This is a genomic window from Limnospira indica PCC 8005, from assembly GCF_000973065.1.
Classification (GTDB): Bacteria; Cyanobacteriota; Cyanobacteriia; order Cyanobacteriales; family Microcoleaceae; genus Limnospira; species Limnospira fusiformis.
This window is the reverse complement of record NZ_FO818640.1, coordinates 3,587,404-3,611,971: the sequence shown is the minus strand read 5'-3', so window position 1 is coordinate 3,611,971 and position 24,568 is coordinate 3,587,404. Positions and strand designations below refer to the sequence as shown.

The 24,568-nt window shown below is 41.1% G+C and carries 18 protein-coding genes, 1 tRNA gene and 2 pseudogenes; 18 read left to right on the top strand and 3 right to left on the bottom strand.

Features of this window, described 5'->3' with window-relative positions; all coding sequences use genetic code 11:
• Positions 1–48: 48 nt before the first annotated feature.
• The 7 genes and pseudogenes from XZ46_RS15760 to XZ46_RS15735 all read left to right on the top strand — a co-directional run bounded on the left by XZ46_RS15760 (position 49) and on the right by XZ46_RS15735 (position 4,203).
• Entirely contained in the window at positions 49–681 is a 633-nt protein-coding gene (locus tag XZ46_RS15760) for a hypothetical protein (RefSeq protein WP_228116357.1), read from the top strand.
• A gap of 76 nt (positions 682–757) precedes the next feature.
• Positions 758–1,967: pseudogene (locus XZ46_RS37865) on the top strand (hypothetical protein).
• A 36-nt stretch (positions 1,968–2,003) separates the two neighbouring features.
• A pseudogene (locus XZ46_RS38325) lies at positions 2,004–2,213 on the top strand (hypothetical protein).
• Positions 2,214–2,270: 57 nt separating this feature from the next.
• Positions 2,271–2,516 (top strand): hypothetical protein, encoded by a 246-nt coding sequence (locus XZ46_RS15750; RefSeq protein ID WP_006622133.1) that lies wholly within the window; start codon positions 2,271–2,273, stop codon positions 2,514–2,516.
• A 59-nt stretch (positions 2,517–2,575) separates the two neighbouring features.
• Complete coding sequence (locus tag XZ46_RS15745) at positions 2,576–2,848, top strand: hypothetical protein (RefSeq protein ID WP_006622134.1); 273 nt, start codon at positions 2,576–2,578, stop codon at positions 2,846–2,848.
• The gene (locus XZ46_RS15740; protein ID WP_006668239.1) at positions 2,841–3,170 is read left to right on the top strand and encodes a hypothetical protein; all 330 of its coding nucleotides are present in this window, start codon (positions 2,841–2,843) and stop codon (positions 3,168–3,170) included. Before XZ46_RS15745 ends, XZ46_RS15740 begins: the two co-directional genes overlap by 8 nt.
• 157 nt (positions 3,171–3,327) lie before the next feature.
• Positions 3,328–4,203 carry an IS630 family transposase gene (locus tag XZ46_RS15735; protein ID WP_048895124.1) on the top strand — a complete coding sequence of 292 codons (876 nt, stop codon included), beginning with the start codon at positions 3,328–3,330 and terminating at the stop codon, positions 4,201–4,203.
• 265 nt (positions 4,204–4,468) lie between these two features.
• Here XZ46_RS15735 and XZ46_RS15730 read toward each other — a convergent pair.
• Positions 4,469–4,542 (bottom strand) — tRNA-Arg (locus XZ46_RS15730).
• Between the two features lie 271 nt (positions 4,543–4,813).
• On the opposite strand from XZ46_RS15730, the gene XZ46_RS15725 reads away from it, so the two are divergent.
• The 3 genes from XZ46_RS15725 to XZ46_RS15715 all read left to right on the top strand — a co-directional run bounded on the left by XZ46_RS15725 (position 4,814) and on the right by XZ46_RS15715 (position 7,716).
• On the top strand, positions 4,814–5,485 hold the full coding sequence (locus XZ46_RS15725; RefSeq protein ID WP_006624902.1) for an Npun_F0813 family protein: 672 nt from the start codon (positions 4,814–4,816) through the stop codon (positions 5,483–5,485).
• A gap of 145 nt (positions 5,486–5,630) precedes the next feature.
• A complete protein-coding gene (locus XZ46_RS15720; RefSeq protein ID WP_006624903.1) occupies positions 5,631–6,626 on the top strand; it encodes a hypothetical protein in 996 nt (331 codons plus the stop codon).
• 178 nt (positions 6,627–6,804) lie between these two features.
• Positions 6,805–7,716: a helix-turn-helix domain-containing protein gene (locus XZ46_RS15715; protein WP_006668241.1), complete on the top strand. Its 912-nt coding sequence runs from the start codon at positions 6,805–6,807 to the stop codon at positions 7,714–7,716.
• A 93-nt stretch (positions 7,717–7,809) separates the two neighbouring features.
• Here XZ46_RS15715 and XZ46_RS15710 read toward each other — a convergent pair whose 3' ends face one another.
• Positions 7,810–8,307 carry a Spy/CpxP family protein refolding chaperone gene (locus XZ46_RS15710; RefSeq protein ID WP_006624906.1) on the bottom strand — a complete coding sequence of 166 codons (498 nt, stop codon included), beginning with the start codon at positions 8,305–8,307 and terminating at the stop codon, positions 7,810–7,812.
• A 178-nt stretch (positions 8,308–8,485) separates the two neighbouring features.
• On the opposite strand from XZ46_RS15710, the gene XZ46_RS15705 reads away from it, so the two are divergent.
• The 8 genes from XZ46_RS15705 to XZ46_RS15670 all read left to right on the top strand — a co-directional run bounded on the left by XZ46_RS15705 (position 8,486) and on the right by XZ46_RS15670 (position 21,236).
• The gene (locus XZ46_RS15705) at positions 8,486–9,844 is read left to right on the top strand and encodes a sensor histidine kinase (RefSeq protein WP_008048862.1); all 1,359 of its coding nucleotides are present in this window, start codon (positions 8,486–8,488) and stop codon (positions 9,842–9,844) included.
• Positions 9,822–10,484, top strand: a complete 663-nt coding sequence (locus XZ46_RS15700) for a response regulator (RefSeq protein ID WP_006624908.1) — start codon at positions 9,822–9,824, stop codon at positions 10,482–10,484. Before XZ46_RS15705 ends, XZ46_RS15700 begins: the two co-directional genes overlap by 23 nt.
• Positions 10,485–10,606: 122 nt before the next feature.
• A complete protein-coding gene (locus tag XZ46_RS15695) occupies positions 10,607–11,593 on the top strand; it encodes a nodulation protein NodZ (RefSeq protein ID WP_008048851.1) in 987 nt (328 codons plus the stop codon).
• A 293-nt stretch (positions 11,594–11,886) separates the two neighbouring features.
• On the top strand, positions 11,887–14,055 hold the full coding sequence (locus XZ46_RS15690; protein WP_008048847.1) for a DUF8727 domain-containing protein: 2,169 nt from the start codon (positions 11,887–11,889) through the stop codon (positions 14,053–14,055).
• A 6-nt stretch (positions 14,056–14,061) separates the two neighbouring features.
• On the top strand, positions 14,062–15,645 hold the full coding sequence (locus XZ46_RS15685; RefSeq protein WP_006624911.1) for a DUF2357 domain-containing protein: 1,584 nt from the start codon (positions 14,062–14,064) through the stop codon (positions 15,643–15,645).
• Positions 15,638–17,191: an AAA domain-containing protein gene (locus tag XZ46_RS15680; protein ID WP_006624912.1), complete on the top strand. Its 1,554-nt coding sequence runs from the start codon at positions 15,638–15,640 to the stop codon at positions 17,189–17,191. The genes XZ46_RS15685 and XZ46_RS15680 overlap by 8 nt, the downstream gene beginning before the upstream one ends.
• Complete coding sequence (locus XZ46_RS15675; RefSeq protein ID WP_008048835.1) at positions 17,188–18,885, top strand: phospholipase D-like domain-containing protein; 1,698 nt, start codon at positions 17,188–17,190, stop codon at positions 18,883–18,885. The genes XZ46_RS15680 and XZ46_RS15675 overlap by 4 nt, the downstream gene beginning before the upstream one ends.
• 5 nt (positions 18,886–18,890) lie before the next feature.
• Complete coding sequence (locus XZ46_RS15670) at positions 18,891–21,236, top strand: hypothetical protein (protein WP_008048834.1); 2,346 nt, start codon at positions 18,891–18,893, stop codon at positions 21,234–21,236.
• A gap of 96 nt (positions 21,237–21,332) precedes the next feature.
• Here XZ46_RS15670 and XZ46_RS15665 read toward each other — a convergent pair whose 3' ends face one another.
• Positions 21,333–24,545, bottom strand: coding sequence for a UvrD-helicase domain-containing protein (locus XZ46_RS15665; RefSeq protein WP_008048833.1), 3,213 nt, complete (start codon positions 24,543–24,545; stop codon positions 21,333–21,335).
• Between the last annotated feature and the right edge of the window lie 23 nt (positions 24,546–24,568).

Genomic DNA, 24,568 nt, shown 5'->3' with positions numbered 1-24,568 from the left:
GCGGTTAAGCCGGGAGAATCTGGAACATATTTGGAAATCACTAGCGCTATGTTTGTTGTACAATCGCCTCACCTGTGGCTTATTGGCTATGGATTAAGTGGTGATTTCCAGAACTTCAATGATAGGTCGTGGAAATTTGAAGAGCAATTAATCGCAGTACGCTTTTGTATTGCTGAGTACTCTAGTGAATATCAAGGGAAAAAACGGGAATACAAGCCTACTTCGGTTGAATTAGCGTTACTGCATTTAGTCGAAAGTGACGCTATGCTGACAAACGGTAAAATGATGTTTACCGGAACTGTAAATCTAGGACAATCAGCCACACGGGTAGCCGAGCGACTCCTTGAGGTAAATAGTGAGAATTCAAATGATTTTGAATCAGCCAAGAATAAGCATGATTTAGCACGATTTATCCTCGAATACAGCACAGGATTAGATACCTTTGAATCCACTGTTGCCGGGTACACTGTACAAGAAGCTATTGATTTTGTTGAATCAAAAACTAGTAAAAAAAATGGTAGTTTTGGCGGTAAGGCCAAATATAAAACCTGGGAAGAACGGGTTGAGTCTACAGCAAAAATTCTTGATTGTGAGCCTGATTTTGATAGCCTATACAGCAAGGTTAAAAAATTGGACGCTGATACCCTAATCGCGTTACTTGAGTTAATGAAACTCAGCTAATTACCACAAAAATCCCCCCCAATATTGGGGGGGATGACTACCATACAGCAAGCCAACATATTAAGAGGTCACTACCATGTCTGAGGACTATTTAGATTATAGGCTAATACGCGACTCATTGGCAGATGAATTAGAGGAAATAATCGTTGATGGTGCATTGGGTGAACAAATAGAGTCAATATGTAGAGCTTGTGCTGTGCTATCCTACCCTATCCGGATGTTCAATTCCCAATTATTACTAGCTTTATTTGCTCACCTGTCACGCTAATGTCAACCGCTGGGTGCTTGTTTCTTTGGGGGTCTAGTGGAACGGGTAAAAGCCAGATAGCTACTATTGCGGCTTCACTATATAACGCCGACACAGTGTTAGCTAACAGCACATTTGCTTCATTGAGAAACAAGATACAACAAGAGAGATATTACGACCCATTACGGAGTGAGTTTGAACGTAATTTTTTATTGGTCTGGGAAGATATCACCCCCAATTTATTAATTGAAAATGAAAATATGCTCTCACTGTTTAAAGTCTTCAACAGGAAAAATAGCCGAATAACAATTAGTAGTCAAACACCCGGTCAAAACATGATTTTTAATGCTTTCGCTTTAAAAGTAATTAATTCAATACATCCTTTATGGACGTTTTGGGAACTTAATGAATTAAAACGCCGTATGTTTCCTATGTGGTTTAAAAAACGACAATCAATGACAAGTGAAGAATATGCAGGTAATCAATTTGAATTGTCAGAACTTTCGGATATTGAGGATATAAATCTTGGTAAGATATCATCTCGCTTAGAAATGTTTTGGAGAGATATGAATAATTGCACTAATTATGCTCAAACCAAAAGAGGACTACAAAAAAGGAAACAAGATATAGCTAACTACAGATTATCCATTGATGTAATCGCTACACATTCAATGATATATAAATCATCAATGGATAATTCAATCAAAGTATTTTATTTAACCATTACTGGGAGTTAGCAGAAACCAAAATATTCGCAGTATCTAGCGGAACAGAACAATTCTTAGACCATTTTATCGCTCCAAGTCTTGAGAGCAAAACTAAGCAAAATAAGCAAGCAACAAAAGCAGGTTTTCCTGAATTAATCGAACCAGTTACAGACATTGACCCTAAGACTCTGAAGATAGCCATAGAAACCGCCAAAAATGATGGTTATTTAGATTCACGGGTTACTGTAAATGAATTAACCAATTTAATGAAAAACAGAGGTTATAACATGATTAATGTTAACGGTAAAAACCTGTGGAAGCAAATCATTTGACTTCCAATTAGTTCATTGACCTAGGAGAATAACACAATGATGGCAGATATCAAACATCAGATGTTTGTGAAGTTTAAGACTATGGTAGACAGTTGAGTTTACAACATTAACAAAGAAGATGGTTTGGCAACATTAAAGTCAATACTAGATGATTGCGAAAAAGAATTAACCATTACTGAACTTAAAAAGCAATTGCTGATTAAGGAACTGAATTACACAAAGCACTTAATAGATAAAGTCCAGTAAATACCCGTCCGCGATGACGGTAAACTACGGCAAACAACACACTAAGAGGATAAAACCATGACAATTGACTTGGGTAAACTACTTAACCCGAATACCTATCATAGTGATAGGTTAAGCAGCAAGCTAGTCTCTATATTGGACGCTGTAGAACTTGCCGATTGTCCTACACAATTTGATGAATGTCGTCTGTTGGAGCTTGAAAGCACTTTTCTGGTTATGCACAATTCCTTGATTACAGCAATCAATCAATTGTTGAACGAGAAAATCAAGCAATACGAAGAAGACAATAAGAATGAGTTTTAATCATGCCATAAATCCTCAAGTAAGTTAAATAATTTCGTCAAAAAAGGAAACACAAAACCATGAACGAAGAACAAGCAAGGTTAATGGTTATCGCGGAATTAGCACGTGATATTTACGCCCAAATGATGTCACGAGATATCCCCTACGCTAACCAAGATACCAGGGTGAAATTAGCCGAAATCGCCCATAACGCCGCTGTTGATTTTATGGCGGTACAAGAAAAGTGGGTATCGTCTCAAGAGACAGTTATTCAGCCAGCATCATTTATGCCCGACTTTAGTGGCAATGGTTACAGTAGCGATATCTTTATGGGGGGTGACTTCAATGCCTAAGTTATTGCCAGTAATCAGCCTACATACTGGAAATTTCAGCAATTTTCTACAGGGCCCCGGTGGAACTTGTGTAGAACTAGATACGCCCGAGTGGTTTGACTACCTGAGAAAAAACAAGTCATTCTCTGTTGAGTTAAACGGCAAAAGGTTTACGGCTTGCAAAAAAACATCTATCAACAATTTCGCGTACTGGAACCTGAAGGGCTGGGACGGTAAAATCAACCACCATATCTATATCGGAAAATCTGACCAGACTACCAATGAGAAGATTCAACAGGCTGCTATAGCTATGTTTTATCGGTGCAACCCCAAGTTGGCGTAAGCCCTAACAGCTAACAGCCTAACAGCTACTCCAATAACTTAATAGCCCCCTATGGTTTCTAACTGTAGGGGGTGTCTATGTATTTTCTCATTTATAGCACCAGACAGGAAAGTTAGGACGTATAATGGAGAGGACGAGATGACTAAGAAGACCAAAAATGCCAGCCCCCTATAGTTACGACCTCAGACAAAAAGTTATTGATGCAATTGAACTAGACGGTATGCCCAAAACAGAAGCCAGTCAAGTTTTCCATGTCAGCCGGAACACTATTAATCTCTGGCTGCAAAGAAAAGCACAGACCGGAGACTTCCTCCCTAAACCTAATCACCCACCTGGCAATAACCACAAAATTACCGACTGGCATAAATTCAAGGCTTTTGCCCAAGAGCATGGCCACAAAACCTCCGCTCAAATGGCTGAACTTTGGGATGACGACATCTCTCCTCGCACCATATCCAGAGCCTTGAAGAAAATTGGCTTCACCAGAAAAAAAACTTACGGCTACCAAGAACGTTGGAAGCAACAGCGAGAGGAGTTTATGGCTCAGATTGAACATATGGAGCCGGAAGAAGTGGTCTACCTCGATGAAGCCGGCATGAATAGTCAGGACTCGGATTACCCTTATGGTTACTGCGAGGAAGGAAAACGCTTCCATGCCCTCAAATCAGGGAAGAGGCAGGGCAGGGTGAGCTATATAGCCGCATGGTGTCATCAACAACTCTTAGCCCCCTTTAGCTTTGAGGGTTGTTGTAATCGGACAGTGTTTGAGTTGTGGTTGGAGTTCATCTTAATTCCAACACTGAAGCCAGGTCAGACTCTAGTGCTAGACAATGCAACGTTTCATAAAGGGGGACGGATTCCTGAGCTAGTGGAGGCGGCTCAATGCCGTTTGCTCTATCTACCACCTTATTCGCCAGACCTCAACAAGATAGAGAAATGTTGGTCGTGGTTGAAAGCCCGCATTCGCCATTGTATTGAGCAGTTTGATTCTCTCCATGATGCCATGGATTCCGTTCTCCAAGCTGCGTCCTAACCACCTTGACTAATACTATACATCAGGAGCCGTGTGCTGGGAAACTCGCAAGCACGGTTTTGAATTGGAGTTGGGGAAGGCGACTTCCCTTTCGACCATAACTGCTTATTGATTAACCCGTCAATAATTAAGATTTGTTGCTAAGGGATATGCGCTAATTATCCTGTGTGTTAAGACTTAATGAAGTGTATTTTGTGCGCAACGATACCACTATCGGGTTGAGCGATATCACGCGATAGTAGTCAGGATAAGGGTTTACAGTAAACGGGTGTGGTAGGACTCGAACCTACGACAAACGGCTTAGAAGGCCGCTACTCTATCCAGCTGAGTTACACACCCAGGCAAGTCTTGCATTTTACCTGAAGTTGACACCTATAGTATCAACTAGTATCAACCTAAATCAAGTAAACTCAAGTCCCAAGGCTTGATCATCAATGGACACGTGTAGATGATAACATAAAAGCGATCGAGATTGACAGTTGACTGGCAAAAATTATCTGGGATGATTAAGTTTGCCACATTGGAGATTATAGCGCCATGGGTTCAACAAGCACTACAATAACAAACACGAGCCGACCTGCAACTCTGCCAAGAGTAGGTACATAGTGTTATGTTTATTCTGAAACGACAGGATGTTGAGATCTCCACGATCCAACACCCCAATCGGGATCAACAGATTCCCATTCTCTATTATCAAGGGCAGACGTTCCGTCTGATGAAGGTTTTTACTGTTCAGCAAGAAAACGAAGCCAGAGCTTATTGGCGAGACTTGACTGATAACAAGGGTAAAGCCTGCGTACTACTCGAAGAACCAGAACGCTATAGTGTTTGGGGTAAAGTTCGCCTTGAACAACTCGGTAGTGAGGGGGGTGGAGGTACTGATGCTAAGGTATCAGGCCTCATTCGCGCTTCTCTATTGGTCTTACAAGCAGTTTACTTTGATGTTGAGGATTTATTGGGGTCAAGACAAGCTGTAGCCTTTGAAAAGGATCTGCTCAAGATTCTTCAAAAAGGTAAATTTCCCGCCCATGATAACTCAGAGGCGGTCAAAACTCTTTTGACCAAAGACCCCCTGGAAAGTTTACAAATTCCTTCCTGGAATGAAAATAACCTGAAAACATTGCTAGAAGAAGTTTACCGTCTGGGTAAGAGCTACTTCGGAAATACTAGCTTTGCAGAAGGCTTAGATGAAGTTCTACAGGACTTGGCCCAAGAAGACCGGGATTCATTTATCAGTTGGCTGGGTGAATCTACTCTGGGAAATCTCTGGGAGATAAGTTAAGTAATGTTAGGATTTTTTGGTTTTGGTATCTAAATATGGGAGGCTCGAATTGAGATTAGTTTTTGAATGAGTATTCTTGGGCAAATCTATTGCGATCTGGTTTAGTAATGGTTTTCAACTGTAGATTTCTTGTTATTGTATCGCTATGAGTAGCACGTCACAACAAAAATCATCGGTTATATCATCTCTGGTATCTCCGCAAAATCTGCTGATATTTGGCATCACCTGGGTGGTTCTGGCTCTGTTGTTCTTCCTGCTGTTTAGTGTAAGTGCGCCAGGGGAAGAACGACCTTTATGGTATTCCGTTGGCACTTATATCTTTGAATTGGGTGCTTTTCTGATGGCTGCACTGGTTTGCTATAGAAATTGGCGTAGCCCCCAAATGGTCAGCGGACGCAATGTCTGGCTGGGAATTGGTCTAGGATCACTGTTTTATTTTATGGGAGGTTTACTATTTGGTTTATGGGAACTGGTATGGAACCTTGACCCGGTGGTTTCCCTAGGGGATGGGTTCTATGTCCTCAGCTATTTGTTGTTTGGCTGGGGAATGGTTACGGCGGTGACTTCTAAACGCCTAAATCTGGAGGTTTGGCAGTGGGCGACTCTGGCTGGTGTGGCGATCGCTGGTATAACTTTGGCAACCTGGGTAGCTGATCCGTCATTTTTTGGGCTGTTAGGGACTACTGAAGAACCCCCGGGTCAGGAACAGATAGTCACTACCCCTAATGGAGTGGCTATGGTTGATGAAGCCATGGCTGAGGAGGAAGAAGAAAGTACGGCCCCAGATTGGGTGCTGGCAGTTGATGCTAAACTTGAACCTCTGGGATTTTGGCTGAATTTGTTTTACATCTATGGTGATGTGGTGTTGCTGATTCTAGCAACTGCCCTGATTCTGGCTTTTTGGGGAGGGCGCTTTTCTCAGTCCTGGCGTATGATAGCCTTTGCTATCTTCTCGCTGTATGTGGCGGATACTTACTTTAAATGGTCTGATTCTCGGGTCGAAATTGAGTATGAAAGTGGCAACTTGCTAGAAGTGTTTTTTGTCTTTACTGGCATTTTGTTTGTGATCGGTGCGGTCCTAGAATATGACATATCAACTCGTTCTCGCCAAAGCCGACGTAGACGCACCAGCAGAGGCTAGAATGAAAGTTGATATGTCTAGTTTTGTCGCTGGATTTTTCAGAGAACTTCAAGTTTTGATGTTCCTAATCGTTCAAGAAAATCTGTAGAGAAAATTAGCCAAAGAGGCGATCGCACTTAGAGGGATCCCTTCTAAGCCTGTGGAAATTAACTCCAATGTCCAATTTAGACCAAATCTGATGACATCCTCAAAACTTTCTGACTCCCAAAAACAGGAAATCGTTAGGCTTTATCAAGATGTACCGGAGGAAACGACCATCACCCTAGCGGAAAAGTTCGGGGTGAGTAGTTCTACGGTAAGGCGTATTCTACAAAGTGCCGTCCCACGGGATGTTTATGATGTTCTAACTCATCAGAAGCAACGGTTACGAAATCAGAAAAAACCCCAACTCAAGGATAGCAGATCTGAATTTACTGATGGGGAGTCTCAAGCATTGGAATCTGAGGATTCTAAGTTAGATTCTGATGCTACGACGGAGGTCTGCCTGCGGAAACGCTCATCTGTGTTAGAACCTGAGACTGTAGAAGCCACGCCAGATTCAAATTCTGGGGAAACTACCCGTGCGCCGTTGCGGGAACAACCCAATTTGAAAACTCCAAATGATGAGATGGAGGAGTTGATCACACCGGAGTTGTTTTCTGGGGAAGAATTTAGCGATTTTGAGGATGATGAGGATGAGGATGAGGATGAGGATGAGGATGAGGATGAGGATGAGGATGAGGGTTATGGGGACAATGATCAGGATTTGTTCGATCGCCCCCTTACCCCTGATGCTAACAGCTTAGTTCAAATTCTCCCCCTGACGGAGGCTGAGTTACCTAAAATTTGCTATTTGGTGATTGATCGGGCTTCGGAACTGATTGTTAAGCCTTTGAAGGCTTTTGCGGAGTTAGGACGTATCCCGTCGGAAGAAATTCAGGAAAAAACTCTACCTGTTTTTGATAATCATCGGGTGGCTAGTCGGTTTTCGGCACGCAATCAGCGGGTTTTTAAGGTTCCTGATGGCAGGTTAATACAAAAAACAGCCCCCCATTTGCAAGCGAAGGGAATCACTAGGTTGTTGATTGACGGTCAGGTTTATCACTTTTGAGTTGGGTTAATTTAGGGAACAGGAAACAGCTTTCACGCGCCCGGTTTCCTGTTCCTATTGTTGAGGAGTTAGTTAATTGGCTTGATCGCTATTCTAACGAACACTACTAGGAACAACACGACCAGGACCACGACCATTACCGGGACCACCACCGGGACCACGACCATTACCGGGACCACCACCAGGACCAGGACCACGACCCTGACGTTCCCCCATTCTTTCTTGGAGTTGCGATCGCTGTTCTGGGGTGAGAACTTCCCGCATTTCTAACATGGTATCGAACCGCTGGTCACTCAAGGCGCGACTCAACTCTTGGATTCTTTGACGCTGTTGGCGCAATTGTTCTGGACTGGCGTTGCTTTGTTGTAGCGATCGCATTTGTTCCCGACTGGCTTGGAGTTCCTGGCGTTGACGCTCTGAGGAAGTGGCGGCGCGATCGCGAATTGCTTGCATCATCTCCTGTTGTTGGGGGGTTAGGTTCAGACTATCAAAGCATTGACCTTTACGGGGACCAGCAAAAGCGGCGGTGGTAGTTATGGGGACAATTAAGGCGGTAGCAGCCATTAGAGAAAATAAGCGTTGCATATTCATAATCTATAATCCGGGAATATCTTTGAGATTATCGACTCGGTTTGAGCTTTAATCTCATTGTAGGTAGATACAAGCTGCGATCGCCTCGATCAGAATACCCAAATCATGATAGGTCAAAGGTAACGGTTTCTGATAGTCCTAAAGTACCAAAAGAGATATCCGGGGGGGTTGGCTGCGCGTGAAAAATATTTTGGGTCGTCGGAGTTTTCCAGTACCTTTGCTGCTGTATTTAGAGTGGGTGCTGTTGGCGATCGCCCTGTTAACCGCCTTTAGCCCCCCTGTCATCCACAGTCCCGGACAACAGGGACAGGGACACAGGATTCACCGTCACATCCACAGACCAGAAACTATAACGGATAATCAACAGAGGCGATCGGGGTATGGCGCGCGCCAGAGAAACCGGAATTGGGGACACTACCGCAGTCGTCGGTTTCCCCTGGGGATTTTGGTTAGTATTGGGAGTTTGGGTCTCATGGGGTTGAGATTACCTGAGCGATCGCGCACACCTGCGATCCGGTGGGTATATATCGCCTGTGGGTTTACCTTTAGTTGGTTGGCGGTGGTATTTGGGGGGCGGGGGGTGAGTTTTTTATCCGCCCTGTTGCTAGTCGTGGTTATTCGCGCCTGTCTGTTATTTTCCTGGCGCGATCGCATTGCGGTCGCTATTTTTGCCTATGGCTTATTTCTGCTGTGGGTATTTCTGCGCCTGAGACCCCTGGCTGGTAATTGGGCTGATCCAATTCAGGGGCTAGTATTGACTCTGACTTTTAATTCTAGTGTTTTATTTGGGTTAGTATTACTGTTTGTTTTATTGTTAGTGGGAGCGCTATTATCAGAGCAAGAAAGTCGCCAGAAATTGGCGGAAGCGAATCAACAGTTAAGGGAATATGCTATGTTGATTGAGGATAGGGCAATTAGCCAAGAACGTAATCGCATCGCCCGAGAAATTCATGATTCTGTAGGTCATCATTTGACTGCCCAAAGTATTCAATTGGAAAATGCGGCTCTATTTATCGCTGAGGATAAACAACGGGCTGCCCGACATCTTCAACAGGCTAGGGAGTTGGGGAAGGAAGCCTTAAAAGAGGTGCGGGCATCGGTGAAATCTTGGCGATCGCATCCTCTAAAACAGTCTTTTTTGCAGGCACTATCACAGCTAATTTCCGAGTTTGAGGCGACTACATCAGTCCCGGTAGCATCTAATTTACAAATCACGGATACATTACCCCTTGATATTTCTATCGTTTTATATAGGGTCATTCAGGAGGCTTTTACCAATATATCTAAGCACGCCCAAGCCACAAAAGTAGAGTTATTTTTATCGGAAAATAGCCGAGAATTTACATTGACCATTGAGGATGATGGCTGTGGTTTTAATCCTGCCCAAAACACAACGGGATTTGGCTTGCAAGGTATGGGGGAAAGGGTGATGGCTGTGGGGGGTCATTTCGACTTAAACAGTTCTCCCGGTGAAGGGTGTAAAATTGAAGTAAAAATCTGGAAAAATCAGCATCATGATTCGAGTTCTGTTGGTTGATGATCAGGGGATTATTCGGGAAGGGTTACGGAGTTTATTAGAGGCGAAACCAGACTTGGAAATAGTGGGAGAGGCTGAGAATGGGAAATTGGCGGTGGAATTAGCCTTAAAATTAAAGCCGGATGTGGTGTTAATGGATGTGCGAATGCCAATTATGGATGGGGTGGCGGCGATGCGATCGCTTGCTGAACAACAGCCGGAAATTAAGGTTTTGGTATTAACGACTTTTGATGATGATGAATATGTCACCCAAGCTATGGAATCCGGCGCTAAAGGATACCTATTAAAGGATACACCTTCCGATGAACTAGCGCAAGCTATTCGGGCAGTGTATAAAGGATATACACAGTTAGGACCGGGTTTATTTGAGAAGGTGATGGCTGCTAGGTCTAAGGCTTCTAGGGATGAACCTTTACCAGATAATTTACAAGATTTAACTCCTAGGGAATTGGAGGTTTTGCGGTTAATTGGTAAGGGTTACAGCAACCGAGAAATTGCCCAGGAGTTATTTATTAGCGAGAGAACTGTGAAAAATCATGTTTCTAGTATTTTAAGCAGTCTGAATTTACGCGATCGCACTCAGGTGGCTTTACTGGCTAATCAATACCCAATTCTGTCTGATCATCAACCTCCCCCATAATTGACTCTGAGATACTATAAATCCCCGTGCTAGGCTTCCCTGTCAGAAGTGGCGATCGACTCCCAAAATAGTAAAATCGTGCTAAATTAATCATCATAACTTTACCAATAATCATTATAACTATGACTAACTATATTGTTGTCAAGGGAACATCAGGCATTGGTAATCGTGTTTTTGCAGTAGCTACCGGGATTTTATATGCTCAGTTGAGTGGTCGTCAGTTAGTAGTTGATTGGCGAGATGGGAGTTATTCTAATAGTGGAACTAACTTATTTTTCCGGTATTTCGACTGTCCCGTAGCACAGTCCGTAGAAGTGTTACCCGCCACCGATTCGATTTATCCTACCCATTGGCAAAATAAACTTAATCGGTCTTTGGGTTCTGTAATCAATGAGTCGGGTCTTAGTTGCTATAAAGACTTGTCCTTTGATGTGTCTCGTTTGGATTATACCGAAACTATTATAGTGTTGTCCGCTTATACCCATAAAATTGGTTTTATGCGCCTTTTATTTACTGGGTCAGCTAGTCGTTTTGCCTCAATGAATAATCTGGAAATTCTCCAGTTGGTTTTGCAGTCTAACCTCAGCTTAAAAGAGGACATTCGGTTACAGGTTGAGGAATTTAAACGAGAATATTTTGCCGATTATATGATTGGGGTGCATATTCGTTACTCCGATATGAAAGTGCCTTTATCAGAGGTAGAATCATCTCTGGCATCAATCATCAGGTCGGTTAAGTCAAAACACCCTAACTATAAGATATTTGTAGCCACCGATTCTCAAGAGGTGCTGTCTTCATTTAAACAGAAATTTCCGGTTATTATCTCAACTAATAAGTGGTTTTCTGCTTCGGGAAAACGACTGCATCAAAATCCCGAAGAATGCGAGGACTTAATTCAAAATGGCATTGAGGCTCTGGTAGATTTAGATTTGCTGGCTGCTTGTGATGAGTTACTATTTGCATCCCGCTCATCTTTTGGTTTATTGTCGAGTATGTTAATGGATAAACCCCAGGCTATTCGCCATGATATTGATACCCAAAAACCACTAATCAAACGAGTTCAACTCAAGCTGAAAAATCTAGCCAAGAAGCTGAAGATTGGGGGGTAAATCAACGATCACAAAATCGATAATAGCCAATTATAGAAGTCAGTGGCTGATGATTACTGCTTCTATAGCTTGAGGCAGTTGGGGGGAGAGTTGATGAACACTATTATAATGAGGGTGTCAGGTTGAAGGGTTGGTGAAATTCCCCAGAGGAGATTCTAAATTTTCTGGACTTCTACCCTGGACTGTAATTGGGGATGTTCACAAAAATTTACATAACTTGTGCCTGAATTTGCGTAATTTCTCGATACTGCGCCGATAGGATAGTAGAGATAGAAGAGTTCAGGGTATCTGGGATGATCAAAAATTTGGCGATCGTCGGTGGTTCTTGTCTGTTGGGAGGTGCGGCTGTATTCTTTATTTCCCCATCCCGAGACGCTTGGAGTACCATCTTCGGAAGTACATTGGGGGGATTAGGGGGTGCAACAGTTACTATTGAAAGCATCAAAAAATCTAGCAAAGAAGTCATCAAAACTCAACAGCAAATCCAGGATTTAAAACAAGAACATCAACAGCTATTAGCAAAAGTCCAAGAAATCCAAGATAGACACAATAAATTGACCCAACAATTGAGTCGCGCACAAGGTCAGCTAACTAATAAAAGGCATGATTTAAATAATCTGCAAAACAGAGTTCAGGAAATTGAACAGCAAGAACAGGATTTAAAAGTTCGCCTAGAGAGACTCAGAATCAGCAATCCCCAATTAGAGACGTTAGAACAAATGGCAGCTCAAATCGGAGAATTGAGCCAAAATAAAAGCGGATTAGAAGGTGAAATTGCTGCTCTAAATTCCCAGTTACAAGAGTTAGCGAATCAACGAAATTCCCTCGCCCAAATTGAAGTGCAATATCACGCTAAAAAGGCTCAATTGCAGGAACTAACAGAGCAAATTCAAGCTAGGACAGAGGCACTGCAAACCCTTCAGACTCGACAAGGGGAGTTGGAAGTTATCAGAGCAAGTTATGATGCTTTATCTGCTGAACAGCAACACTTGCAAACCAGAATCGAGCAGCTACGTCCAGAAATTCAGCGTTTGGAAGGTGAAAAGCAACGAATTTTACAGGTGATTCAGCAACACCAACAAGATTATCAAGAAATTGAAAATTTAAGAAGGCAAATCAGAAATCTGAATGCTGAAATTCGCAGAAAAATGCTGGATTTACAAGATATAGAGCATAACATAAATACGGCTAATATAACTATGAATGGCTTGCGAGTTAAAAACGCTCAATTACAAGAGGAAAAACAGAGACATCAAGAAGAGATTGATGGTTTGAAAGGAGAATTAGAAAATCTCAGTAATAGCACTGAAGTGGCGATGAAGGCGCTCAAGGATAAGTTGTGGAATCATTTGCCGACACCACCATGGAATATCGGCAATAGCGGAGATATAGAAAAGCAATTTTTACAAAGTTTTACAGCATTCCTGAACTTACAAGGATTGACATTTACTCGGCGGGTAGTCAATGCTTTTCACACTTCTTTAAAAGTGCAGGATATCTCGGCTTTAGTGGTTTTGGCGGGGATTAGTGGGACTGGAAAAAGTGAACTTCCCCAAAGGTATGCTGATTTTATTGGCGCACAGTGTTTGACTTTGGCGGTGCAACCCCGTTGGGATTCTCCGCAAGATTTGCAAGGGTTCTACAATTATATCGAAAAGAAATTTAAACCGACGGATTTGATGCGGGGTCTGTATCAATACAATCATGACAATCAGATGCAAAATCGCATAGTTATCGTGTTGCTAGATGAGATGAATTTGGCTCGGGTTGAATATTATTTCAGTGATTTTCTTTCTAAGTTAGAAAGCCGTCGTTCCGGGGACACTTATTTAGAGATTGATTTGGGAAGTTTGCCGCTGAGGGAGGAAGAACGTCGCCTGAAAATTCCAGAAGAGTTTTTGTTTGTGGGGACGATGAATGAGGATGAAACGACCCAAACTTTATCGGATAAGGTGCTAGATAGAGCGAATGTTTTAACTTTTGGTAAGCCAGAAAATTTGAAGCTACGGGAAGACGGTAACAACAGTCCTGGGGTTAATAGACCTCAAGGTTATTTGGATTATGAAAAGTTTAAGGCTTGGAGAAGAAGACCACAAGTTAATTCTCCTGTGGTTCGCAAAGTTAAAGAATATTTGGATAGAGCCAATAATGTGATGGAGAAAATTGGACATCCTTTTGCTCATCGTGTTTATCAAGCTATCACTCAATATGTGGTTAATTATCCGGGAGTTTCTGAGGTTAACTCGGCTGAGTTTCGCTATGCTTTGGCTGACCAATTTGGACAGAAGTTATTGCCGAAATTGCGGGGGTTGATGATTGATGATTATCACGAAGAATTGGAGGAGATGAAACAATTGATTGAGCAATTGGGGGATGAACCTTTGACTAAGGCTTTTGAAAAGTCTAGGAATAGTTCGACGGGTCAATTTGAGTGGAAAGGTTTGATTTATCCAGAGGAGTAGGGAACAATGCAAATTTATCGGAGTTTATTCGCGTATCTGAATGGCGCTAATCCTGTGGCTAATAATCAGGTTTTACAGGTGCGCGATCGCCCCATTATTTTGGCAAATGAAGCCGAAAATTTGACCGGTAAAGAAGCGATCGCTCTCGGTGGGGGATTGTATGAAATTGCTTTTCCTTATTTGGAAATCTCTGACCTGGAACATCAGAATAATAGATTGCTATACGAGTTGACTTTGGAGCCGACTTCGGTGATAATTAAGGTGGCTGATGAGGTGTGCGATCGCGATAATTGTGAGGACGAAAGCCAATCGAAAATCTGGGAGGAAAAATTAGGCGATCGCTTTGATGATACCGTCTCCAGATGCTTACCAGTTTTGACGGGTTTGTGGGAAAACTTGGTGTCGGAAAAATTGGGAAACCAAGCCAGAGTTCGCCTCCTAGATTTACCAAACCAAGATGCTAAAATTCAAGATGCACAAAAACCTTTAATTATCACGTTGCAAAATCGCTATGAATTAAACCAAAAGCTACAAACCATTACTCCCAAAATGCGGCAACAACTGCGACGTAGAGCGGAATTAACCCCCATCGGACGCATTCAAGAAATGGACGCTTATTGCTTGCGAGATTATACGCGCCGTCCTGGCAGAAATGCTGCGGAAAAAGGGGGTTCCCGTCAACAGTTAATGGCGATTAGACGCTATCAAGATTATAACACACCGGAAAATAAATTGCTGATTTATTTTGTGGGTAAAATATTATATTTAGAGTCTACGCGCTTAAGTTCAGAATATGCCACAGATAACCGCAGTTTTAGCAAATCAATTAAGGTATTTAAAAATCAAACCCACGTCCGGGAAATTCTCAGAAAGTTGAGACAATTTCAACTGCTAAAACCCAATTATGTTTTGCTTCAACATCCAATTTATAATAGCTTCTATCGCGCCTATCTGGATTATCTTGCCAAAAGAAAGGAAAAGCAAAAAATCTGGGGTTTTCGGAATCAGTTATTCGCTGACGTTATCGGTATCTGTTTGTTGATGGCATTGACCAAATTAGCAAATTTTTATGTAGATCCCACCGCCGAATTATGGCGGCAAACGGTTCCCGAAAAAGGACGTTATTTCAGCCAAAAAAATGAAGAAAATCTGAAAATTCAAGTTTTCTTAAAAGACAAAGTTTATAATTTTAGGGTGGAAAAACCGGATAATATTAGCTTGGGAGATTGGCTGTTAAACCTAGAAATTCATGATTTGAGGTCAGCGAGTCTGACCACTCGGACAATTAAAATCCCGATTTGGGTGTTTTGGTATGGTCCCAGTAATGAGATGATTTTGGAAGGTATTAACTATCTGAAAAGCCAACAACAACAGCAACCAGAGATTAAAACCGCACTGATTTTTTACTTGCAGATTTCTCCCCATAAATTTTTGTCGGAGATACCCAATTCATGGAATTTTGAGAACCCCAGAAAAGTTTGGCTGATGCAAACTCCTAATTTTCTCGCGGAGGACGGTTTGACGCAGACGGTTAATATGATGTCTGGCTTTATTAAAGGTTTAATTAATCAATTAACGGATAATGAATGAACAACAGTTTTGGTCGCATTTAGACAGATTACTAAATTCTAAACAGGTATCGCGGTCAATGATACAGGCGATACAGCAACGGTTATCGCAGCTACGAAATCAACCGACATTACCGCTAAAGTTAATTGTAGAAACAGTTGGTGCTGGTGGGGTCTATTTGCGACCAGAATCAGGTCTAAATTTTCCCAGTATTACTCCGGTATATTCGCTGACTGGTCATCAGGAAATCGCTTTAGAAATGGGTCTTTCAAATAGTGCGATCGCCTTAATTTCTGGCCCTCCCGCCACCGGAAAAACCCGCATTGCTGCCAGTTTAGCTGATGCGGCTATAAACCACGAAAAGCGAATTTTAATCCTGAGTTATTATCCCACTGTTCTCGATGCTTATGAAAAATTACCCGGCTATCCATTGCGGCTGAATCAATCTGAAAGTCATCAAAACTCCATCGCTGAACAACTGCGAAATCATCACTTATATCAGCCAAAGATGGACTATTTACCCGCCTACTATCTGCCAGATTTGGAATTGGCAAAACTGCGAACTCCCGCCAAACTGGAAACCTGGTTGCCGCGAATTGAAAATAAATCTCACGCGGAAATTTCCCAGCTTCTCCAACGGGAATTTCCCGATTTAACCCCAGCTAGGCGGGATATCGTCGCCATTCAACTGCAACGGCTGACTCCCTTACTCAAACAACAACTCAGCCTCAGTCAACTGTTCGGAAGTCTCCCAGAAACGGAAATCGAACAATTAGCGAAACAGTTGGCAAATAGTCCCCAAATTCCCATCTTGGCAACGGCTAGAGAGTTTTTTGATGTAGCAAATCAATCCCTATGGGAAAGTAAGTTTGACTTGGTAATTGTGGAAGAATCTCAATATTTAAGCTGGGATGAATTGATTTTATTGGCAGGTTTAACTCAAAAATTAGTCTTGTTTGGCGACGAAACCCATACTTATATAAGTCAACGCAATGCCAACACCTTAACCCGCGTTGATGCCTTTTCCTTTCTCTCTCACCATTTACTACCAGCTTATTCCTATAAACTAACTCAACAGTTTCGCTTGCATCCAGAAATTGCGGTTCCTGTCTATTCGCTAATTTCTAATGACTGGATTCAAACTTACACGGAACCTATATACTATAATTTACCGTCCTTAAATCATCGCTTAGTTTGGCAAGATGTTCCCCAAACAACCGAAATTCAAAACATCTCAAACTGCTTAAAAAATTTACCTGACAATCGAGAAGATATCGGCATCATTGCCACGTCGGAAGGAGAACGAGAACGGTTAATTCAGGAATATCCGCAATATTTTATCGACACGATTGATAATTGGAGAGGGAAAGAGAGAAAAATTGTGGTTTTTTGCTGTAGTGGAGAACCTCAAAATGTGAAGTGGGAACAAACAAAAATTGCCTTAACTCGCGCCAAAGATTATTTGATTATGGTGGGAGACTTTGAGCGATGGCGACCTAATTCGCCGTTGCAAAAATTAGCAGTTACTCGATTAAAAAGCACAGAAAGGACGGTAATTTTATCATGAAAGTTGAATGTCAATTTAAAGGAATATTTTATCGTCAATCTCCCACGCCGTTGGGGAGTAGCATCTCTATGGCTGAATTGTTGCGGGAGGTTGAAGCTGTTGCTACTCAAACCCAGAGGCGGACTCCTCGGCTTTTGCGAGAATCTTTTGGTTTGGATTTTGTGCCTAATTCTGTATTAATTGAATTATTAAAACAGTTGCATCAAGTGACTAATGACAATGAATTATATCAATTGTCGGGGTTGCAACTTTTAAATCCCCAGGTTTCCCGGAATCTTCCCCCTCCCCAATTTTACGAGTATAAATTTGTCAGTTACGGGGAAGAAGCACAATTTTCGCTACAACCGGACGATCGCCAAATTCCCATTTTTCCTTATCAAGAGTCCCAACAGGAGGGAATTTATACGTTAATTTTAAATAGCGATCGCCATCCAAATTTATCTCCCCAACTGTCTGAGAAGATCTGGAAAGAGGCGATCGAGACTTGGGAAAACTTGGAAGATTCCGCCAAAATAGATTATTTTTTGACCTCCATATCCGGCGCAGCTAGGGTCACTTTTTCGCCTCAATTATCGCTGACGGTTGAATTGGCGGAACTTTCCTCCTCTCTACAGCAAGCGATTCAATTCCTGCAAAAACGGGAAGATAAACCACCCGAAGATATCGCCGATTTGGTGGAAAAATATAGATGCGATCGACAAATCAAAATCAGTCATTTTCCCAACCATCTTCAACCCCAACCCAGTTTTTCACCCGCCCAAAAGTTTGTTATTAAAAGACAATATCATAATTACATCACCCAAATTATTAATAAATCCGCAGAATTTTTGCTAATATCTAGCTATATCATTGAGGCGGAAGATGTCGTTGAAATGATTTGTCAAAAATCTGAACAACTCTCTCAAGGGGTGTGGATTCTCACCGATTTAAGAGACGAAGTAATTGATAGAATTGACAGTCAAGTGGAGTCCAGACAACAATTACCAATCAGTTACCAAAGGTCCGACCAAAACAAGGTAAGGTGTCTGCGGAAATTGTTGGGAACCAATACCCATAAGCTACAAATTAGAAGCGGAAAATTTCACTTAAAAACCTGTATTTCTGAACAATATGCTTATCTGGGTTCCTGCAATTTGACCGCCGGAAGTTTAAAGCGAAATTTAGAATCAGGGATGATTTGGAGAAATACCCCCTTACATTCCCAACTGATTCAAACATTCGGTCACTTTTGGGATAACCACACCCAAGATGATATCATCGTTTCTGGTAATGTGTTGACCTTGCGTTCCATTCCCCGTCCCTCTCAATCCCAAATTATTTCTAATCCTCAGCTTTTAAATCCCCGCCAATACTATCAAGATTTACTCAACGAACTCCGCGAGTTTCGGGGAAATATCGTTATCATCAGTCGCAGCTTTCGACCTACGCCCGAATTAAGAGAACTTTTAAAGTTATCACAAACGCAAGTTGTTATTGATAGCCAAATGAATAGCCAAGATGCTGATTTTAACATCAGAATTATCGATTATTGCCATGCTAAAATAACCCTACTTCACGATAAAGTTGCCTATATCGGAGGTGTCAATTTTAACTTTTCTAGACGTAGCTTTTATTTGCACGATTTAATGTATAAAACGACCGAATTACAAGAGATTAAGCAAATTTTCAATTCTTTAACCAATCAGGAAAATTAATGATCATGACAACGCGATTATTTAATTTGGAATCTTACGTTGACTGCTGTCAATATGCCAACCAATTTAACAAATCCATAGACAGCTTAACTCCCTCCCCTGGAGATTTACCGAGAGGCTATAAAAACTTGATTAAAGATTATGGCAATTCTCACTATTTGAATCAACCCATTTTTACAGAAAATTATCCGTCAAGGTTGACCCTTCAAACAACAGCAGCGACTTGGATGGGAACCCCGTTATCCGCTGGGGAGACTCCACGACTGTTTATTATTCCCGATACTATCGACTTATTAACTCTTAGTACCAGTCATTTTTTAGCCTCCCAAGAAGCCTATTTATATAGTAGTGCTTATCATTACTGGAATAATTATTCTCTTTGCCAAAAAAGCCGAATAACTAGACCTCTGTTGTTCTTGAATTTAGATAACTGGGTTAGTCGGGAAATGATTACGATTGAAATGAATAATAATATCCCCATTTTGAAGCATCAAACTCCGATTAAACATCAATTTAATTTGAATCCCCTCGACACTTATCAGTCAATATGTAAAGATTTGGCATCAGCAATTTTGCAAAATAATTTTCGGATGTTAGCGAATCAATCACAGACCATTAAACATCTGGCGAATTACTTGCAAAAAGTCGCATTTTTTCAGCAACATATTATCAATCAACAAAATATCATCTTTGTTGGTGAAATCTGGCATCAAGATCGCATTTTTTATAAAAAGGTGACGGTATCTCGCCAGACAATCAGAGAAATTATTTTAAACCGAATCGATTTAACTCAGATTCAAAACCTCATCCAAACTTATCCCCAATATCAATTTGTTTTAGTTTCTCAATATCATCCATTCATCGAATCTCAAGTCCAATCTTTGCTTCCCGGAGTGATTTTTGTTTCTAGCCAGCTTCGAGAATTTGACCGCATTTGGCAATACAAGCAGAATCATGGGTCAAGATTTCCTCTGTTTGGAATTTACCTAGATAAAATCGAGTTTAAGATTGCTATTGAGGGTCAAGAGAGGTGGATTCAACTGACGGAAGGCGATATTATTTCCTATGAAGGGGAATCTCGCGAGTTGATTGGCAAAATCCCGGAACTTGATAATAAAGATACTTTTAGAATCCCCCAAGATAACTTAAATCCGACTCTGCCAATTCGGGTTAATGGCGCAGATTTTTCTAAAAACGATGTTCCCCAAGATTATAGCATTTCTGTGGTGGAAAATGAAGTAACGGAAGATGTAGAGGTGAGGATAAAATTCACCCTCAAACCGGGGTCGTCTCCCCTGCTGGAAGTTGAAGATATTAACAATAAGTATAACATCAAAGCGGAGTTAACTAATCGAATTGTTACGGTCAGATACTATGGTTATATTCCCTATCTGAAGTTGAGTCAAACCCGTGCGGAAAAGTCGCAAACGCAAATAGAGTTATTTAGATATAATAGCGATCGCTGGCAAAATTTACAAGACTATTTACAAAAAGTTATCACTAAATTGGACATAATTTTCCAAAACAACAGACCAGTGACACGCAGAAAATACGAAGAATTAACCCAATTACTATCTCAAATTACCAGTATTTTGCCCAAAAATAGTTATAATCTCGATGTTCTTCAATATATTAATCCAGAAGAATTGACAGAATTAACACAAATTCTCGGAGATTCTCGATGGCACAAAATGACTAATATTCTTAATATTTACCCCACTGATTTTAAGGAAAAAATAAATTGTGTTAAAATTTGTTTAATATGGGTAGGAAAGCTCTATAAATTTTCTGCGTTTATTTGGTCAGATTTTTATTTTAATCAATCCCAAGAATCGCAAATTATAGACGATACAAGAACAAGCATTAACTATGAATATTTCCTTTATTTGGCGAGAACTGCTATAAATGAATCCCGACAACAACGATATTTTAATTTATTGGATAATTCGGAGCGATTCACTAATGAAGGATATATGTGGGGTTATGGTCGAATTTTGCTATGGTATTTTAATTTCCAAGATTCGGGTCATATCTTAAATTATCGCAATCATTTTGGGAAAATTTTAGAGTATTTACGGCAACAAAACCCCAGTTCTTTGAATATTCAATATAAGCAAAATGTGTTTTTATCTCTCTCGTATTTGTTAGGTTTTAGGGAATTTGATAGAAGTTTTTGTCAACCCAGTTCCCAGGAGTATAATTTGGCTGAACAAGTGATTACTAGGTTTGCAGATGACCCGATAAAGTTGAATCAGGTGAGCAGAGAAAAGTCACTGAATCAAATATTTGAAGAGTTGCTTAAAGGACAATCGACGGAAACAGATTGTAATAATTTGTTGCAGGGGAGTTGAAAATAATATGGCGTTTTTTAAGCGAGTAAGATGCGTCAGATTGAGATAATTTAGGATAAATAGAAACGCTTTCAACCTTGACGCACCATCCATCATTTATATAGACTCATACCTATGTTCGCAAATTTCACCATAGCGACAGGTTTGGCAGTTTTCTCGTGATGGTTTGGGGGGATAGTATCCCTCTACTATATCTCGAACTATGCTTTCTGCCTCGTGGGCAGTTTTGGCTAATATTTCCGGTGAAAAAGAGTAGCATTTTTTATGGCGTAAATAGGCAATATGTGCCTCGGAACAGTTTAAGGCTTTAGCATAAGCCCATAGTTGTAGATTATGGTGTTCTGGGCGCATGACTTTATCGGTTTTATAGTCTAGCACCCAATTATCCCCAATTAAATCGGCTACGCCATTAAAGGTAACCCCTAATATATCTAATTTTAACTCAACTTCTCGCTGATTTTTGGGGTCTATGAATCTTTTAAATTCTTCAGTATTATCAAACTCTTGGGCGAGGTAAATCGCCTCCCTGAGTGATTGTTCATTACTGCCATTGTTGGCGAATTTGCGGAGTTGATCAATGTCTCTGATATCATATTCTAAAGCGTTGTGAACTAACTGACCAATTATCATGCCTTGATTGGCTTCTTCTGATAAGCCTGGATGTCCGAGAATATACATGAATTGAAACCTGGTTGGACAACGTTTATATTCACTTAAAGAGGTTACAGGAAGTTCAAATAAACCAGAAGTCATCGCGTTGGTCAGTAGGGGAGGGTTAATGGCTGGAGGTGGGGGACTTGGGGGGACTGGCGGGATGATATCATCACTATTAATTTCTAGGGTGGTTATGGGAATATTGGCGGCTTGTAACCCTAAGTATAATTTATCTAAATAATTACCTTTTTCCTGGGGGGCGGTTAATAAGATATAATCCCGACTGCGAGTTAATGCTACATAAAGTATTCGCAAGGCTTCGGCTTCTTCTCGCTGTTGACTTCGATATTTTAACCAGTTGTAAAGAACTGGATCTTTCAGGTCTTTGTCGTCGTCTTTGCAGCGGATAGCGACACCATATTCTGGGTCAAAATAAACGGGTACTGATGAGTTGGGACTTGGGCGGCTGAGGTCGGCTACAACTACCATCGGCCATTCTAATCCTTTGGCGGCAAAAATGGTCATTAATGATACTGCATTGCTGGTATTAATGGGGGGACGTTCTACGGTTACGGCTTTATCTTTTAGGCGCTTGAGACGGCGAACTACTCCGAATAAATCATCGGTTCCTTGTTCTAAAATTTGCACTAATTCTCGAAATCCACTAAAGTCGGCTAGGCGACGATTAGAGGCTGGTAAATTGGCAATTATGGCTGTATATCCTGTTAATTGATCTGCTATTTGTAAGAGGCGAGATGGTGGCTCAATCTGGCGTTGTTTGAGCAGTGTTTTTAAAGTATCGATCGCTTTTTTTAATTCTGCGGGTGATGCACTGGTTAAAATTTGCCACCAACTGATATTTTCTGATGTAGATTTGTGAGACAATTGAGATTGTCTACTAATAGTGAATAAAAGGCGATCGCTAATGGCAAAAAAGGGACTTCTTAACAGGGCTACTAATGCGATATCATCTCCAGGGTCGGCTAAGAATTTTAGCAGTGACCAAGCATCTTTAGCTTCTTGGGTTTCTAATAGGTTTCCACCTCCTGAAGGCGCTAAGGGTATTTGGGCGGCGGCTAGGGCTTCTCCATAACTGTCTAAGGGTTCCCAAGTGCGGGTTAAAATAGCGATATCGCCTGGTTGAATAGGTCTTAATTGTTGAGTTTGTTTATCAAATACTGGAATTTGATTATCTAACATTTCTTTTAAGGTTTTAGCAATCAAGTTTCCTTCTGCTATCCGTCTTTGATTAATATCAGTTTCGGCGGTTTTAGGTATCACAAATACTTGCAATGTTTCCCTAGGGGATGGCGGGTCAATGCGGACAGCTTCCAAGTCTTGTCTTAAATCTCCTAATAACGGAGAAAATACCTGATTAATTTGATTGATTAATTTCTGATGAGTCCGGAAACTTTGATTAAGAATTATCTCATCTCCCTGATTATCAATAATGCGTTTTCTAAATTTATTAAAAACCCCAATATCTGCCCGCCTAAACCCATAAATTGACTGTTTTTTATCACCCACTATAGTTAAATCTCCTGTCTGGGTTAAAAGTTCTAAAATTTCCCCTTGAATAGGGTTGGTGTCTTGAAATTCATCAACTAAAAAGCTGCGCCAGCGTTGTTGATAATAGAGTTGAATCGTGGGATTATTTTGTAATGCGGTCAATGCGCCAATTTCTAAATCTGCAAATGTCAAAACTCGCCCTTGCCATTTTAACTTTTGTAAATGGTCTTTAACTTCTCGGTAGGCTTCTTTTAAGGCGGCTAACATTTCGGCTAGTTTGTGGTCGGCTTCCCCAACTTCTGCATTGATTAAATTTTCGTTGAGAGAAGGTTTAACTAATTCTTCTCGTAAGGCTTTTAAGGCATCTTTAACAGTTTGTATATTTTCCCCCCAGTTTTTTTTGCTACCATATCTGATATCTATTTTATATAAAACTTGCAGATTTTCGGAGATATTATCACCGTTTTCTAGGGATAATATGGCGCTAACTGTCCCTTGTCGGATGGCTTCGAGTTTGTCTTCTGGTTTGCCAATATTTGACGTTAAAATGTCTTTTAATTCCCGCCATTGGGGATGATTTACGAGGTCTTCTAAGGCGCGATCGCGTAATTTTTGGGCTAACTCTGACCAGTCTATTTGTTGATTTAATGACCTTTCTGCCATCAAGGGGTCATCTAATAAGGTTGCCAAAATTCGCGATAATAAAGAATAAGGTATGGTTTCAAAAACCTGAATAGGCAATTTAGATAAAGCAGTTTCTAACCCTTCATAAAGCCAGATTTTGCCTTCTAAATCTTCTAAAACTTGGAAGTCAGCAGCAACGTTAGCCGCCTGGGGATGTTCGCGACAAATACGACTAGCTAAAGCGTGAATTGTACTAATGGGGGCGGCTTCTAATTCGGCTAGGATATCGGGACGGTTAGGAAGTTGTTGCCTTACCTGTGAACGAATACGCGATCGCAATTCCTGGGCGGCTTTTTCAGTAAATGTAACCGCCACTATTTCTAAGGGAGAAAGTCCCTTTTCTACTAAATAATATAAATACCTTTCTACTAACATATAAGTTTTGCCAGTCCCCGCCCCGGCTGTGACGATAATACTTTGAGGACTGGTAGCAGCGGCTTGTTGTGCATTGGTTAAACTCATGGTTAATTAATCCTTACAAATTG

What these genes read in the sequence shown, in the direction of transcription:
- XZ46_RS15760 (WP_228116357.1), top strand. Translation starts at nt 49, where the DNA reads ATGTTTGTTGTACAATCGCCTCACCTGTGGCTTATTGGCTATGGATTA.
- XZ46_RS15750 (WP_006622133.1), top strand. Translation starts at nt 2,271, where the DNA reads ATGACAATTGACTTGGGTAAACTACTTAACCCGAATACCTATCATAGT.
- XZ46_RS15745 (WP_006622134.1), top strand. Translation starts at nt 2,576, where the DNA reads ATGAACGAAGAACAAGCAAGGTTAATGGTTATCGCGGAATTAGCACGT.
- XZ46_RS15740 (WP_006668239.1), top strand. Translation starts at nt 2,841, where the DNA reads ATGCCTAAGTTATTGCCAGTAATCAGCCTACATACTGGAAATTTCAGC.
- XZ46_RS15735 (WP_048895124.1), top strand. Translation starts at nt 3,328, where the DNA reads ATGCCAGCCCCCTATAGTTACGACCTCAGACAAAAAGTTATTGATGCA.
- XZ46_RS15725 (WP_006624902.1), top strand. Translation starts at nt 4,814, where the DNA reads ATGTTTATTCTGAAACGACAGGATGTTGAGATCTCCACGATCCAACAC.
- XZ46_RS15720 (WP_006624903.1), top strand. Translation starts at nt 5,631, where the DNA reads ATGAGTAGCACGTCACAACAAAAATCATCGGTTATATCATCTCTGGTA.
- XZ46_RS15715 (WP_006668241.1), top strand. Translation starts at nt 6,805, where the DNA reads ATGACATCCTCAAAACTTTCTGACTCCCAAAAACAGGAAATCGTTAGG.
- XZ46_RS15710 (WP_006624906.1), bottom strand. Translation starts at nt 8,307, where the DNA reads ATGAATATGCAACGCTTATTTTCTCTAATGGCTGCTACCGCCTTAATT.
- XZ46_RS15700 (WP_006624908.1), top strand. Translation starts at nt 9,822, where the DNA reads ATGATTCGAGTTCTGTTGGTTGATGATCAGGGGATTATTCGGGAAGGG.
- XZ46_RS15695 (WP_008048851.1), top strand. Translation starts at nt 10,607, where the DNA reads ATGACTAACTATATTGTTGTCAAGGGAACATCAGGCATTGGTAATCGT.
- XZ46_RS15690 (WP_008048847.1), top strand. Translation starts at nt 11,887, where the DNA reads ATGATCAAAAATTTGGCGATCGTCGGTGGTTCTTGTCTGTTGGGAGGT.
- XZ46_RS15685 (WP_006624911.1), top strand. Translation starts at nt 14,062, where the DNA reads ATGCAAATTTATCGGAGTTTATTCGCGTATCTGAATGGCGCTAATCCT.
- XZ46_RS15680 (WP_006624912.1), top strand. Translation starts at nt 15,638, where the DNA reads ATGAATGAACAACAGTTTTGGTCGCATTTAGACAGATTACTAAATTCT.
- XZ46_RS15675 (WP_008048835.1), top strand. Translation starts at nt 17,188, where the DNA reads ATGAAAGTTGAATGTCAATTTAAAGGAATATTTTATCGTCAATCTCCC.
- XZ46_RS15670 (WP_008048834.1), top strand. Translation starts at nt 18,891, where the DNA reads ATGACAACGCGATTATTTAATTTGGAATCTTACGTTGACTGCTGTCAA.
- XZ46_RS15665 (WP_008048833.1), bottom strand. Translation starts at nt 24,545, where the DNA reads ATGAGTTTAACCAATGCACAACAAGCCGCTGCTACCAGTCCTCAAAGT.